The sequence below is a fragment of the Hydrogenophaga intermedia genome (genome assembly GCF_023715105.1).
Taxonomy (GTDB): domain Bacteria; phylum Pseudomonadota; class Gammaproteobacteria; order Burkholderiales; family Burkholderiaceae_C; genus Hydrogenophaga; species Hydrogenophaga intermedia_A.
This window is the reverse complement of the sequence record NZ_JAMBNO010000013.1, coordinates 50,683-64,525: the sequence shown is the minus strand read 5'-3', so window position 1 is coordinate 64,525 and position 13,843 is coordinate 50,683. Positions and strand designations below refer to the sequence as shown.

Genomic DNA, 13,843 nt, shown 5'->3' with positions numbered 1-13,843 from the left:
GCAGAAAATGCCGTCATCATCCACCTCATCGGCAGATCACACCTTGGACAACACAGACCGTCGAATACTCGAAGAGCTGCAACGCGACGGCTCGTTGTCCAACGTGGCCCTGGCCCAGCGCGTGGGCCTGTCGCCCTCGCCCTGCCTGGCGCGCGTGAAGGCGCTGGAAGCCTCGGGCGTGATTCGCCAATACGTGGCGCTGGTGGACCCGGCCCGCCTGGGCCTCGGGCTCAATGTCTTCATCAACATCAGCCTGCGCACCCAGAGCAAGGAAGCACTGGCGCGCTTCGAGGCGCGCATCAGCGACCTCGATGAGGTGATGGAGTGCTACCTCATGACCGGCGATTCGGACTACCTGATCCGCGTCGTGGTGCCGGACATCGGTGCGTTGGAGCGCTTCATCCTTGAGCGCCTCTCACCGATGGCCGAGGTGGAAAAGATCCGCTCGGGCTTCGCGCTCAAGCAGGTGCGCTACAAGACAGCCTTGCCGTTGCCTCGCCCCTGACTCAGCCCCGCGCGAGCACCGGCGCCAGGACGCGTCCGGTGTGCGTGCCCGCGGCCACCACCGCCTCGGGCGGGGCCGCGGCCACCACGCAGCCGCCACCGGCGCCGCCTTCGGGGCCCAGATCGATGATCCAGTCGGCCTCGGCCATGACATCGAGGTCGTGCTCGATCACCACCACGCTGTGGCCACCGTCCACCAGGCGGTGCAGCACGCGGATGAGCTTTTCCACGTCGGCCATGTGCAGGCCCACGGTGGGTTCGTCGAGCACGTAGAGGGTGTGCGGCGCCTTCTGTCCGCGTCGCCCCACGTCGTCGCGCACCTTGCTGAGTTCGGTGACGAGCTTGATGCGCTGCGCCTCGCCGCCGCTCAAGGTGGGCGAGGGCTGGCCCAGCGTGAGGTAGCCCAGGCCCACGTCCTTGAGCAGTTGCAGCGGGTGGCTGATGGCGGGCATGGAGGCAAAGAAGTCCACCGCCTCGTCCACCTCCATCCGCAGCACGTCGCCGATGCTCTTGCCCTTCCAGGTGACGGCCAGCGTCTCGGGGTTGAAGCGCGCGCCGTGGCAGGTTTCGCACGGCACCTTCACGTCGGGCAGGAAGCTCATCTCGATGGTGCGCATGCCCTGCCCTTCGCAGGTGGGGCAGCGGCCTTCGCCGGTGTTGAAGCTGAAGCGGCCCGGGCCGTAACCGCGCGCCTTGGCCTCCAGCGTGTCGGCGAACAGCTTGCGCACCGTGTCCCAGAAACCGATGTAGGTGGCCGGGCAGGAGCGCGGCGTCTTGCCGATCGGCGTCTGGTCGACCTCGAGCACGCGGTCCACCGGTTCGCTGCCAAGCAGTTTGTCGCAACCGCTCCACGCCGGGCGATCGCCCTTCTCCCACGCCTTCTTGCCGGCCGCCGTGCTGCGCATCTGCACCGCGGCCGCCACGTTCGTGAGCAGCACGTCGCGCGCCAGCGTGCTCTTTCCCGAGCCGCTGACGCCGGTGACCACCACCAGGCGCTTGAGCGGCACGGTCACATCAAGCTTTTGCAGGTTGTGCAGCGCGGCGCCGCGCAGCCCCAGCGCATCGTCCGCGGTCTTCACCACGCGCCGCGGCTGCAGCGGGTGCTTCATGGCGTGCAGCAGGTAGCGGCCGGTCAGTGAGTCTGCGGTGGCCGACAGATCGGCCACGGTGCCCTGCGCCACCACACGCCCGCCGCGCTTGCCCGCGCTGGGGCCGATGTCGATCACGTGGTCGGCGCGGCGGATGGTGTCTTCGTCGTGCTCCACCACCACCAGGGTGTTGCCCTGCGCGCCGAGCTGGTGCAGCGCGTCGAGCAGGATCTGGTTGTCGCGCGGGTGCAGGCCGATGGTGGGCTCGTCGAGCACGTAGCACACGCCCTGCAGGTGGCTGCCGAGCTGCGCGGCCAGGCGGATGCGTTGCGCCTCGCCACCGCTGAGCGTGGGCGCGCCGCGGTCGAGCGTGAGGTAGTTCAGACCCACCTGCTCCAGGAAGGCGAGGCGGCTTTCGATCTCGGGCAACAGGTCGCGCGCGATGTCGGCTTCGCGCCCGGCCAGGCCATCACCGGTCATCAAGCCACGAACCCATTGACGCACCTCGCTGACCGACAGCCGCGCGATGTCGGTGATGGCCACGCCATTGAAGCGCACTGCGCGCGCCTGCGCATTGAGGCGCGTGCCTTCGCAACTGGGGCAGGCCTCGTCACCCACGCCCTCCACCTCGGGCTCGGCAAAGCTCTGCTCGCGGCCTTTCTCGTTGTCGTCACGCACCGAATCGTCAAGCGCCTTGCGCTGCTCGCGCGAGAGCTTCACCCCCGTGCCCACGCAGTCGGGGCACCAGCCGTGCTTGCTGTTGTACGAAAACAGGCGCGGGTCGAGCTCGGGGTAGCTGGTGCTGCACACCGGGCAGGCGCGTGCGGTGCTGAACACTTCCACAGCGCCGATGTCGCGCGTGGAGCGGCCGTCGGCGATGGCCTCTTTCAAGCCGTCCAGCGGGTGCAGCAGGTGCAGTGTGCCCTTGCCCACCTCCAGCGTCTTCGCGAGCTGCGCGCGCAGGTTCGCCTCGTCGGCCGGGTCGATCACGAAATCGGCCACCGGCAGTTCGATGGTGTGCTCCTTGAAGCGGTCGATGCGCGGAAAGCCCGTGGTGGGCAGGAACTCACCGTCCACCCGCAGGTGGCTGTGGCCGCGCGGGCGCGCCCAGTCGGCCAGTTCGGTGTAAACACCCTTGCGATTGACCACCAGCGGCGCGAGCAGACCGACGTGGCGGTCGGCGTGCTTGCGCAACAACGTGGCCGCGATGCTGTCGGCGCTTTGCGGCTTCACGGCCGCGCCGTCGTGCACGCAGTGCTGCGTGCCCAGCTTCACATACAGCAGGCGCAGGAAGTGCCAGACCTCGGTGGTGGTGCCCACGGTGCTCTTGCGCCCACCGCGCGAGAGGCGCTGCTCGATCGCCACCGTGGGTGGAATGCCGTACACCGCATCCACCTCGGGCCGGCCCGCGGGCTGCACGATGCTGCGCGCGTAGGCATTGAGGCTTTCCAGGTAGCGCCGCTGGCCTTCGTTGAACAGGATGTCGAAGGCCAGCGTGCTCTTGCCGGAACCGCTGACGCCCGAGATGACATTGAACTTGCCGCGCGGGATGTCGACGCTGAGGTGCTTGAGGTTGTGCTCTTTCGCGTTGACGATGCGGATGGCGTTACCGCCCGCGGCGGCGGGTGAGGCCGGCCTGCCCGCGTACGGGATGGCCGGCGCCTCGTTCACCGCGACCACGCGATCCATCGCTTGCGCGTACTCGCGCAGGGCGCGCGCGGTGTGGCTCGTGGGGTGTTCGCGCACCGACTCGGGCGTGCCCTCAGCCACCACGGCGCCGCCCCCCGATCCACCCTCGGGCCCGAGGTCGATCAGCCAGTCGGCGGCGCGGATCACGTCGAGGTTGTGCTCGATGACGACCAGCGAGTGGCCGGCGTCGATGAGCTTGCGCAGCGAGCGCATGAGCTTGGCGATGTCGTCGAAGTGCAGGCCGGTGGTGGGCTCGTCGAACAGGAACAGCGTGCCCTTGCGCGACAGCGGCTGGCGGCTCGCGCTCGCGGTCTTGGCGGCCTCGGCCAGGAAGCCCGCGAGCTTCAAACGCTGCGCCTCGCCGCCCGAGAGCGTGGGCACGGGCTGGCCGAGCTTCACGTACTCCAGGCCGACGTCGACGATGGGCTGCAGGGCACGGATGACCTCACGGTCGTGCGAGAAGAGGTGGGCGGCCTCGTTGACGGTGAGTTCGAGCACGTCGGCCACGTTGAGCATTCGACCGCCGCGTTCGATCTTCACTTCCAGGATCTCGGGCCGGTAGCGCTTGCCGTCGCAGTCGGGGCAGCGCAGGTACACGTCGGAGAGGAACTGCATCTCCACGTGCTCGAAGCCCGAGCCGCCGCAGGTGGGGCAGCGGCCGTCGCCACTGTTGAAGCTGAACTTGGCTGGCGTGTAGCTGCGCTGGCGCGCCAGCGGCGCGTCGGCAAACAACGCGCGGATCGCGTCCCAGGCGCCAACGTAGCTCACCGGGTTGGAGCGCGCCGTCTTGCCGATGGGCGACTGGTCGACGAAGACCACGTCGGCCAGTTGCTCGGCGCCCAGCAGGCGGTCGTGCGCGCCAGGCGACTCGGTGCTCTGGCCGAAGTGGCGCATGAGCGCGGGCGCGAGCACGTCCTGGATGAGTGTGGACTTGCCGGATCCCGAGACGCCGGTGACCACCACGAGGCGCTGCAGCGGGAACTCCACCGACAGGTTGCGCAGGTTGTGCTCTCGCGCGCCTTCCAGAATCAGGCGCGGGGTGCTGTCGGTCACCGCGCGCTTGAAGCCCATGCCGATGGTCTTGCGCGCGCCGAGGTAGGCACCGGTGAGCGTGTCGGCCGCGCGGATCTGCTCGGGTGTGCCGTCGAACACGATCTGCCCGCCACGCTCGCCGGGGCCCGGGCCCATGTCGATCAGGCGGTCGGCCGCGAGCATGACGGCCGGGTCGTGCTCCACCACCACCAGCGTGTTGCCGGCGTCGCGCAGGCGTTTCATCGCATCCACGATGCGCGCCATGTCGCGCGGGTGCAGGCCGATGCTGGGCTCGTCCAGCACGAACAGTGTGTTCACGAGCGAGGTGCCGAGCGCGGTGGTGAGGTTGATGCGCTGCACCTCGCCGCCGCTGAGCGTGCGGCTCTGCCGGTCCAGCGTGAGGTAGCCGATGCCGACCTCGCACAGGTAGCGGATGCGGGTGTTGATTTCTTCCAGCAACAGCTTGAGCGCCTGCTGCTCGCCCGCACTGCCGGCCTGCGCCGGCGCGATGGAATCGAAGAAGCGCCGCAGACTGGTGAGCGGCATGAGCATGAGGTCGTGCAGACACAGGCCGGGCAGCGCCTCCAGTTGCGCACGCGACCAGCGCACACCCGCGGGCAGGTAGCGCTGCGCCGGGGGAAGCACCGCGTCGGCCTGCGCCTTCGTGCCGATGCGCCAGAGCAGGCTGTCGGTCTTCAAGCGTGCGCCGCGGCACACCGGGCACTCGGTGTAGCTGCGGTACTTGGACAAGAGGACGCGGATGTGCATCTTGTAGGCCTTGCTCTCCAGATATTCGAAGAAGCGGCCCACGCCGTACCACTGCTGGTTCCATTTGCCGTTCCACTGCGGCGAGCCGTTCTTCACCCAGGCCTGCTGCTCGGGCGTGAGCTTGGCCCAGGGCGTGTCGCGCGGGATGCCCGCGGCCTCGGCGTGGCGCATCAGATCGTCCTGACACTCCTTCCACGCGGGCGTCTGAAAGACCTTGATGGCGCCGTTGCGCAGCGTGAGCTTGTCGTTCGGAATCACCAGGCCGTAGTCGACGCCGATGACGCGGCCGAAGCCGCGGCAGCTGTCGCACGCGCCCACGGGCGAGTTGAACGAGAACATCGAGGGCGTGGGCTCGGTGTAGCGGATGTCGCTCTCGGGGCAGTGCAGTCCGGTGGAAAACTTCCAGATGTCAGGCTCGCCCTCGTCCTTCACCGCGTACACCGTCAGGCGCCCGCCGCCGCGCTTCAAACCGACCTCGATGGCTTCCATCACGCGGGCCGTGTCGGCACCGGCCAGGCGGAAACGGTCGGCCACCACGTCGAGCACCTTCACGGCCTCGATCGCGGGCTTGGCCTTCTTGCCCTTGGCGGGCGCTTCTTCCTTCAACTCGCGCTGCACCGTGCGCTCGGCCTGCACACGGGTGTAGCCGCTGGCCGAGAGCCACTGCTCCACCTCGTCGGCGGTGGTGTTGGCCGGCAGCTCGACCGGGAAGGTCAGCACCAGCCGCGGGTCACCTTGCGCGGCGCTGCGCCGCTGCAGCTCGGCATGGATGGTCTCGGGCGAGTCGTGTCGCACCGGCAGCGCGGTCTCGCGGTCGAACAGCTCGGCACCGCGCGCGAACAGCAGCTTGAGGTGGTCATTGAGCTCGGTCATCGTGCCCACGGTGGAGCGCGACGAGCGCACCGGATTCGTCTGGTCGATCGCGATCGCGGGCGGCACACCTTCCACGCGGTCCACCGCGGGTTTGTCCATGCGGTCCAGGAACTGCCGTGCGTACGCGCTGAAGGTCTCGACATAGCGGCGCTGGCCTTCGGCAAACAAGGTGTCGAACACCAGGCTGGATTTGCCCGAACCGCTGGGCCCGGTCACCACGGTGAGTTCGCCGGTGCGGATATCGAGGTCGAGCCCCTTGAGGTTGTGCTGGCGCGCCCCGCGGATGCGGATGAGGCCCTCGGCCATTCGGTCGACCTCCATTGCGGTTTTGGTCTCCGCCCTGACTAGATCGGAAGGGCGATGCTCATCGGACATGTGGCGCTCCGGATTGAAGAGCGGGAGATTCTAGAGACCACTGAGACACCGTGTCCGGCCCTACGTCAATTCCACACTGGCGTGTTCGCCGCAAGCTCTGTTCAATACCGCCAGCCTGATCGGCGACATGACCGATCAATGACACCGACGTTCCCACTGGAGTGGAAAACATGATCAAACAATGGATGGCGTTGGGGGCCTTGGCCCTTGCCTTGAGCAGCGCCCACGCGCAGTTGCGCATCGGGCAAACCTCTGGCTTCACCGGTTCGGTGGCTGCAGGCGTGAAAGAGAACACCGACGGCGCCCGGCTCTATTTCGACGCGGTGAACGCGCGCGGCGGCGTCAACGGCCAGCCGATCGAGCTGATTTCGGTGGACGACAAATTCGACCCGAAGCTGACGGTGGAGGTATCGCGCGAATTGATCACCGACCGCAAAGTGCTGGCGCTGTTCCTGAACCGCGGCACGCCGCACTCGCAGGCCCTGCTGCCGCTACTGGCCGAGCAAAAGGTGCCACTGGTGGGCCCCAGCACCGGGGCCATGCTGCTGCACGAACCCGTCAACCCCTGGGTGTTCAACGTGCGCGCCACCTACCAGCGCGAGGCGGCCCGCGCCATCGAGCACCTGGCCAGCATCGGCCAGAACCGCATCGCCATCATCGAAACCGACGACTCCTTCGGTGCCGACAGCGCCGCCGGTGCCATGCAGGGTTTTGCGAAGGTGAAGCTCGAACCCGTGCTGCGCCAGAAGACGCCGCGCGACAAACCCGACTACAGCGCCGTGGCCGCCGAGGTCGCAAAACTGCAGGCGCACGCGGTGATGGTGATCGCCTCGGCGGGCAACACCGCGAGCGCGGTGAAGGCCCTGCGCGCTGCGGGCTCGCGGGCGCAGGTGGTCACGCTGTCGAACAACGCGTCGGAAGGGTTCATCAAGCTGCTGGGCGAGCACGCGCATGGCGTGATCGTGACCCAGGTGTTCCCGAACGAACGCTCGGTGAGCTACGGTCTGATCAAGGAAGCGCAGGACCTGGCGCGCGCCAAGGGCCTGCCCGGCGTGTCACCCGCCATGATGGAGGGCTTCGCCGCGGCCAAGGTGCTCACCGAAGGGCTGCGCCGCGCCGGGCCCAACCCCACGCCACAGAAACTGCGCGACGCGCTGGAGGGCATGACGCGCTACGACCTCGGTGGACTCACCGTGAGCTACAGCCCCACCAATCACACCGGGCTGGACTTCGCGGATCTCTCCATCATCGACGCCAGCGGACGTTTCCGGCGCTGAAGACGCGCCGGGTGGTGTCACCCCTTGACGATCAGCACCGGCACCTGGGCATGCGTGAGCACCTTCTGTGCCACGCTACCCAGGATCAGCGCCTTGACGCCCTGACGGCCGTGTGAACCCATGGCGACGAGATCGCAGCCTTCGGCCTTGGCGGTTTCCAGGATCCCCTCCCACACCAGGTTGCGTTCGATGGTGTCGCCCGCGAAAGGCACGCCCTGGGCGCGGCAGGCGCTGGCCACCTGCTCCAGCGCAGCGCCGGCCACGCGCTTGGCGTCGCTCAGGTAGCTCTGCAGGCCCACGGCCGACGCGTCACCGATGCCGATGTAGGGGAACGGGTCGATCACGTAGACGCCGACCACCTGACCACCCGCGGCCTTGGCCATTTCGGCGGCCACGCTGGCGGCCTTTGCGCCCACGTCGGAGCCGTCAGTGGGGACGAGGATCTTCTTGAACATGCGGGCCTCCTTGGGTTCAGAACGGAACGGCCCATTGTGGGCCGGGGCCACGGCCCGGCGCTTGACCTCGATCAAGCCGCGGGCCGCACGTCCACCGCACAGTACTTCAGCTCGGCGATCTTGCCCAGCGGGTCGAGCGCGGGGTTGGTGAGCAGGTTGGCCGCAGCCTCGGCGTAGGCGAAGGGAATGAAGGCCGTGTCGGCGGGCAGCCCGTCATCGAGCCGCACCGGCAGCGTGATGGCACCGCGCCGCGAGGCCACACGCGCCGCGCTGCCCGCACCCAGTTGCAGGCGTGCGGCCGTGCGCGGGTGCAGGCTCAGCACCGGGCCGGGCTCGATGGCATCGAGCACGGCGCTGCGGCGCGTCATGCTGCCGGTGTGCCAGTGCTCAAGCTGGCGGCCGGTGATGAGCACCAGCGGGAACTGCGCATCCGGGGTTTCGGCGGGCGGCGTGAGTGCGGCAGGTACCAGGCGCGCGCGGCCGTCGGCCGTGGGAAAGCCGTGCGTGAAGACCACCGGCTGGCCCGGATCGTTGTCATCCGCCACCGGGTAGGTGACGGCGCCTTCACGCCACAGGCGCGGCCAAGCCAGGCCCGCAATGCTGGGCATGAGCGCGCGCATCTCCTCGTACACCGCACCGATGCCCTGCGTGGTGTCGGCGCTGCCGCTGCCGTCGCTCGCCACGCCGTAGCGCCAGCCCAGGCCGAGGCGCCTCGCCAGTTGCTCGGTGATCCACGCATCGGCGCGTGCATCGCCGGGCGACGTCACGGCCTTGCGGCCAAGCTGCACGCAGCGGTCGGTGTTGGTGACGCTGCCGGTCTTCTCGGGCCAGGCGGTGGCGGGCAGCACCACGTCGGCCAGCGTGGCGGTCTCGGTCAGGAAGATGTCGATCACCACCAGGTGCTGCAACCCCGCGAGTGCTTCGCGCGCGTGGTTCGCGTCGGGGTCGCTCATCGCCGGGTTCTCGCCCTGGATCAGCATGGCGGTGATCTCGCCGCGGTGCGCGGCGTCGATGATTTCGACCACCGTGAGGCCGGGTTCGGTGCCCAGCGCGCCGGGCGGCAGGCCCCACAAGGCCTCGGCCTTGTGGCGCGCACCGGCATCGCCCACGCGGGCGTAGTCGGGCAGCACCATCGGGATGAGCCCCGCGTCGCTCGCGCCCTGCACGTTGTTCTGGCCACGCAGCGGATGCAGACCGGTGCCGGGGCGACCGATCTGCCCCGTGACCAGCGCGAGCGCAATGAGGCAGCGCGCGTTGTCGGTGCCGTGTGTGTGCTGGCTGATGCCCATGCCCCAGAGGATCATGGCGTTCTTCGCCGTGGCGTAGGCACGCGCGACCTCTCGAATGGTCGTTGCGTCGATGCCGCAGACCGGCGCCATGGCCTCGGGCGTGAAGCCGGCCACGTGCGCGCGGATCAACTCGAAGTCGCGCGTGTGTTCGGCGATGTAGGTTGCATCGGTGAGGCCTTCGTGCACGATGACGTGCAGCATGGCGTTGAGCAAGGCCACGTCGCTGCCGGGCGTGAAGCCCAGATGCTTCCACGCATGGCGTGCGAGCTCGGTGCGGCGCGGGTCGGCCAGCACCAGGCGTGTGCCCTGTTTGATCGCGTTCTTGATCCAGGTGGCGCCCACCGGGTGGTTCTGCGCCGGGTTGGCGCCGATCAGCAGCACGACGTCGGCGTGGGCCACGTCGCGCAGCGGGTTGGTGACCACGGCCGAGCCCAGGCCTTCCATCAGCGCGGCCACGCTGGAGGCGTGGCACAGGCGGGTGCAATGGTCCACGTTGTGGGTGCCGAAGGCGCTGCGCACCAGCTTCTGGAACAGGTAGGCCTCTTCGTTGGTGCCCTTGGCCGAACCAAAGCCCGCCACCGAGCTCGCCCGGCCGCGCGCAGCCTTGGCCTGCAACGTGCGCTGGAAGCCGGCGGCCGCCACGTCAAGCGCCTCGTCCCAACTGGCTTCGCGGTACATCGCACGGATCTCGTCGGGTGTGAGGCGCTGGCCGACCGCAAGCGGGTCCTTCGCCACGCCGTCGCGGCGGATCAGCGGGCGCGTGAGGCGCTCGGGGCTGTGCGCGTAGTCGAAGCCGAAGCGGCCCTTGACACACAGCCGCCCTTCGTTGGCCGGGCCGGCAATGCCTTCGACGTGCACGATGCGGTCGCCTTCATCGACGTGGTAGCGCAGCTGGCAGCCCACACCGCAAAACGGGCAGACCGAATCGACCTGCTTGAACGACGGCTTGGCAAAGGCGCCGTTGGCCGGCGCGATGGCGCCCGTGGGGCAGGCCTGCACGCACTCGCCACAGGCCACGCAGGTGCTCGCACCCATGAGGTCGTTCTGATCGAACACGATCTGGGCGTGACCTCCGCGAAACGCCAGACCCAGCACGTCGTTGCCCTGCGTCTCGCGGCAGGCGCGGATGCAGCGCGTGCACTGGATGCAGGCGTCGCGGTTCACTGCCATCGCAGGATGCGATGTGTCGCAGCCCACGCCGGTGCGAGGCGCGAAGCGGCCTTCGCGCGCACCGGCCTCGCGCGCCCAGCGCGCGAGTTCGCTGTCGTGCTTGAGCGCCGCGGTGTCGGGCGCGTCGGCCATCAGCAATTCCACCACGGTGCGGCGTGCGTTCACGGCGCGCGGCGTGTCGGTCTTGACCACCATGCCCGACGTCGGTGCGCGGCAGCACGAGGGCGCGAGCACGCGCTCGCCCTCGATCTCCACCACGCAGGCGCGGCAGTTGCCCGCGGGGCGCAGGCCGTCGCTCGCGCACAAGCGAGGCAATACCACCCCCGCACGTTCGGCGGCACTCAGCAGCGTCTCGCCCGGGGCAGCCTCCACCGCAAGACCGTTCAGCATGAAGGCAATGGGGGCGGCGTCTCGCGGCAGGTCGTCGCTCTTCATCGGCCCACGTCCTGCGGGAAGAAGCGCAACACGCTGTCCACCGGGTTGGGCGCGGCCTGGCCCAGGCCGCAGATGCTGGCCTCGCGCATCACGGCCGAGAGTTCGCCCATGCGGTCGGCGTCCCATTGCGGCGCCTGCATCAGCCGCACCAGTTGCCCGGTGCCGGCACGGCAAGGCGTGCATTGGCCGCACGACTCGTGTTCAAAGAAACGCATGAGGTTGAGCGCGGCGTCGCGCGCCGCGTCGTGCTGGCCCAGCACCACGACCGCCATCGAGCCCACGAAGGCCCCGTGTTCGGCGAGGGTGTCGAAGTCCAGCGGCACATCGGCCAGCGACGCGGGCAGGATGCCGCCAGACGCGCCGCCTGGCAGGAAGGCGTGCAGCGTGTGGCCCTCGGCCATACCGCCCGCAAACTCGTCGATGAGCTCGCGCAGGGTGATGCCGGCGGGAGCCAGGTGCACGCCGGGCTTTTGCACGCGGCCCGACACCGAGAAGCGCCGCAGGCCGTGACGGCCGCGCCGCCCCAGGGCGGCCCATGCGGCGCCACCCTGTTCCAGCAACGCGGGCACCCACCACAGGGTCTCGAGGTTGTGGGCCAGCGTGGGGCGCCCGAACACACCATGCAGTGCCACGATGGGTGGCTTCAGGCGCGGCAGGCCCCGCCGGCCTTCGATCGATTCGATCAGCGCCGACTCCTCGCCGCAGATGTAGGCGCCGGCACCGCGGCGCAGTTCGAGCACGGGTGGCGCGTAATGCGGGTAGCGCGCGCGCAGGGCGTCCAGCCGTGGCAGCAGCGCGGTCAGTTCGGCTTCGAGCAGAACGCGCGCGTCGTGGTACTCGTCGCGCAAGTACAGCCACACCTGCTGCAGGCCCACCACGTGCGCCGCGATCAGCACGCCCTCCAGCACCTGAGGCGCACCGCTGGTGAGCACCTGCCAGTCCTTGAAGGTACCGACCTCGCCCTCGTCGATGTTGACGATGCCATACCGCTCACCGGGCTGTGCGCGCACGGTCTGCCACTTGCGCCAGGCAGGGAAGCCCGCACCGCCGAGGCCACGCAGGTCGGCGGCCTTGAGTTCGTCGATCACCGCCTCGGCCGTGAGTTCGCCGGCCAGCAGGCGCTGCAATTGCGCAAGCCCGTTGGGCGCGGGTGCAGGCAGCGCGCGCGGCGTGGTCTCGCCGCGGACCACCCGCGTCGCGATGTCACCGGGCGAGGCGTGTGGCAACTGACGCTGCCCGACACAGGCAGCCGGCGCCTGGTGGCACAGGCCGATGCAGGACGCCGACGCCACGGCCACGTCGCTGCGCCCGGCGAGCGCCTGGCGTGTGTATGCCAACAGCTCTTCGCCGCCGGCCATGGCGCACGCGAGGCTGGTGCACACGCGCACGGTGGTCGCGGGCACGGCAGCGTCGTCTTCGACGACCTGGAAGTGGTGATAGAAGCTCGCGACTTCGTAGACCTCGACCTGGCTCAGGCGCAGCCGTTCGGCGAGCGCAGCGAGGTGACCACGGCGCAGCGCGCCCTCGGCGTCGTTGAGGCGGTGCAGGTGTTCGATCAGCAGGTCGGCGCGCGGCGCCAGACCTTCGCACAACACCGCCACGCGCTCGCGCGCCTCGGGCGCCACCTGGCGGCCCTTGGGGGTGGAACGCGCCGTGCCCCTGGCATGCGGTTCGAGCGGGTGAATGGGAATGATCACGGCGGAATCGGATGGTGGCTTCATGCTGCGCAGAACGGTAGCACCGGGCGGCCGTCTCAATATGTTCCCGTTTGCACATAATGGCCGGGCCATGCCCCATCGTCCACCGCTCGACCACCTGCGCGTGAGCCTTCGGCCCCACTGGCGGCTGGGCCGCGGTGGTGACGACGCGCTGGACGCGACCGCCCTGCTCGACCTGCTGGCCACGGTGCAGGGCACAGGCAGCATCGCGCAGGCCGGGCGCGAGCTGGGCCTGTCCTACCGCCACGCGTGGGGCCTGTTGCGGCAAGCCGAAGCGCTGTTCGGCCAGCCACTGCTGCTGCGCGGCCGCGGGCGTGGCTCGGCACTCACCGCGCTGGGCGAGAAACTCGTGTGGGCCGACGCACGGATCGGCGCGCGCTTGCAGCCGCTGCTGGAATCGCTGGCCTCGGAGCTCGAGGGAGAGCTCGGACGCACGCAGCCGCGCGCGCGCAGCGTGCCGCGCCTGCACGCGAGCCATGGCTTTGCGGTGGCGGCGCTGCGCGAACAACTGGCCGCGCGCCAGGTGGTGGCCGAGGTGCGTTACCGCAACAGCCTGGAAGCGGTGGCCGCGCTCGCGCACGGCGAGTGCGAGCTGGCGGGCTTTCACGTGCCGCTGGGCGCGTTCGAGGCCGCGGCCGCGCAACGCTACCTGGCCTGGCTGCGGCCCGACCAGCACCGCCTGGTGCACCTGGCGGTGCGCACGCAGGGGCTGTTCGTGGCACCGGGCAACCCGCTGCGCATTGCCGGCCTGCGCGACCTCCCGCGCAACGGGCTGCGCTTCGTGAACCGGCCCGAAGGCTCAGGCACGCGCGTGCTCACCGAACTGCTGCTGCAGCGCGAGGGGATCGCCGCGCGCGCGGTGAACGGGTGGGACAACACCGAACTCACCCACGCCGCGGTGGCCGCCTACGTGGCCAGCGGCATGGCCGATGTCGGCATCGGCGTGCAGACCGCGGCGCAACGCTTCGGGCTGCACTTCATTCCCTTGCTGCGCGAGCGCTACTTCTTCGCGGCGCCGGCCGGCGCGCTGCATAGCGACACGCTGCGCCCGGTGCTCTCGGTGCTGCGCTCACCGGCGTTTCGCGCGCGCGTGGCGGCCCTCAAGGGCTACGAGGCGGCGCAGACCGGGCAGGTGCTCACGCTGGCCGAGGCTTTCGGCACGTGAGGTGA

Annotated in this window: 7 protein-coding genes; 3 read left to right on the top strand and 4 right to left on the bottom strand. The window is 69.5% G+C overall.

Annotated features, from left to right (window positions below; all coding sequences use genetic code 11):
• Positions 1–7 precede the first annotated feature (7 nt).
• A complete protein-coding gene (locus tag M3149_RS13505) occupies positions 8–505 on the top strand; it encodes an Lrp/AsnC family transcriptional regulator (protein WP_251710069.1) in 498 nt (165 codons plus the stop codon).
• 1 nt (position 506) lies between these two features.
• On the opposite strand, the gene uvrA is transcribed toward M3149_RS13505, so the two are convergent.
• The gene (gene uvrA / locus M3149_RS13500; RefSeq protein ID WP_251710172.1) at positions 507–6,260 is read right to left on the bottom strand and encodes an excinuclease ABC subunit UvrA; all 5,754 of its coding nucleotides are present in this window, start codon (positions 6,258–6,260) and stop codon (positions 507–509) included.
• A gap of 239 nt (positions 6,261–6,499) precedes the next feature.
• Here uvrA and M3149_RS13495 point away from each other — a divergent pair, with 239 nt between their 5' ends.
• On the top strand, positions 6,500–7,606 hold the full coding sequence (locus tag M3149_RS13495; protein WP_251710068.1) for an ABC transporter substrate-binding protein: 1,107 nt from the start codon (positions 6,500–6,502) through the stop codon (positions 7,604–7,606).
• A 17-nt stretch (positions 7,607–7,623) separates the two neighbouring features.
• Here M3149_RS13495 and M3149_RS13490 read toward each other — a convergent pair whose 3' ends face one another.
• The 3 genes from M3149_RS13490 to M3149_RS13480 form a co-directional block, all read right to left on the bottom strand.
• On the bottom strand, positions 7,624–8,061 hold the full coding sequence (locus M3149_RS13490; protein ID WP_251710067.1) for a universal stress protein: 438 nt from the start codon (positions 8,059–8,061) through the stop codon (positions 7,624–7,626).
• 71 nt (positions 8,062–8,132) lie between these two features.
• On the bottom strand, positions 8,133–10,955 hold the full coding sequence (locus M3149_RS13485) for a molybdopterin-dependent oxidoreductase (protein ID WP_251710066.1): 2,823 nt from the start codon (positions 10,953–10,955) through the stop codon (positions 8,133–8,135).
• Positions 10,952–12,676, bottom strand: coding sequence for an NADH-ubiquinone oxidoreductase-F iron-sulfur binding region domain-containing protein (locus tag M3149_RS13480; protein WP_251710065.1), 1,725 nt, complete (start codon positions 12,674–12,676; stop codon positions 10,952–10,954). The genes M3149_RS13485 and M3149_RS13480 overlap by 4 nt, the downstream gene beginning before the upstream one ends.
• Positions 12,677–12,743: 67 nt before the next feature.
• On the opposite strand from M3149_RS13480, the gene M3149_RS13475 reads away from it, so the two are divergent.
• Entirely contained in the window at positions 12,744–13,838 is a 1,095-nt protein-coding gene (locus M3149_RS13475; RefSeq protein ID WP_251710064.1) for a substrate-binding domain-containing protein, read from the top strand.
• Positions 13,839–13,843: the final 5 nt, after the last annotated feature.

Excerpts from the sequence above, each read along its gene's own strand:
- M3149_RS13495 (WP_251710068.1), top strand. The coding sequence starts at position 6,500 with ATGATCAAACAATGGATGGCGTTGGGGGCCTTGGCCCTTGCCTTGAGC.
- M3149_RS13505 (WP_251710069.1), top strand. The coding sequence starts at position 8 with ATGCCGTCATCATCCACCTCATCGGCAGATCACACCTTGGACAACACA.
- M3149_RS13485 (WP_251710066.1), bottom strand. The coding sequence starts at position 10,955 with ATGAAGAGCGACGACCTGCCGCGAGACGCCGCCCCCATTGCCTTCATG.
- M3149_RS13475 (WP_251710064.1), top strand. The coding sequence starts at position 12,744 with ATGCCCCATCGTCCACCGCTCGACCACCTGCGCGTGAGCCTTCGGCCC.
- M3149_RS13480 (WP_251710065.1), bottom strand. The coding sequence starts at position 12,676 with ATGAAGCCACCATCCGATTCCGCCGTGATCATTCCCATTCACCCGCTC.
- M3149_RS13490 (WP_251710067.1), bottom strand. The coding sequence starts at position 8,061 with ATGTTCAAGAAGATCCTCGTCCCCACTGACGGCTCCGACGTGGGCGCA.
- uvrA (WP_251710172.1), bottom strand. The coding sequence starts at position 6,260 with ATGGCCGAGGGCCTCATCCGCATCCGCGGGGCGCGCCAGCACAACCTC.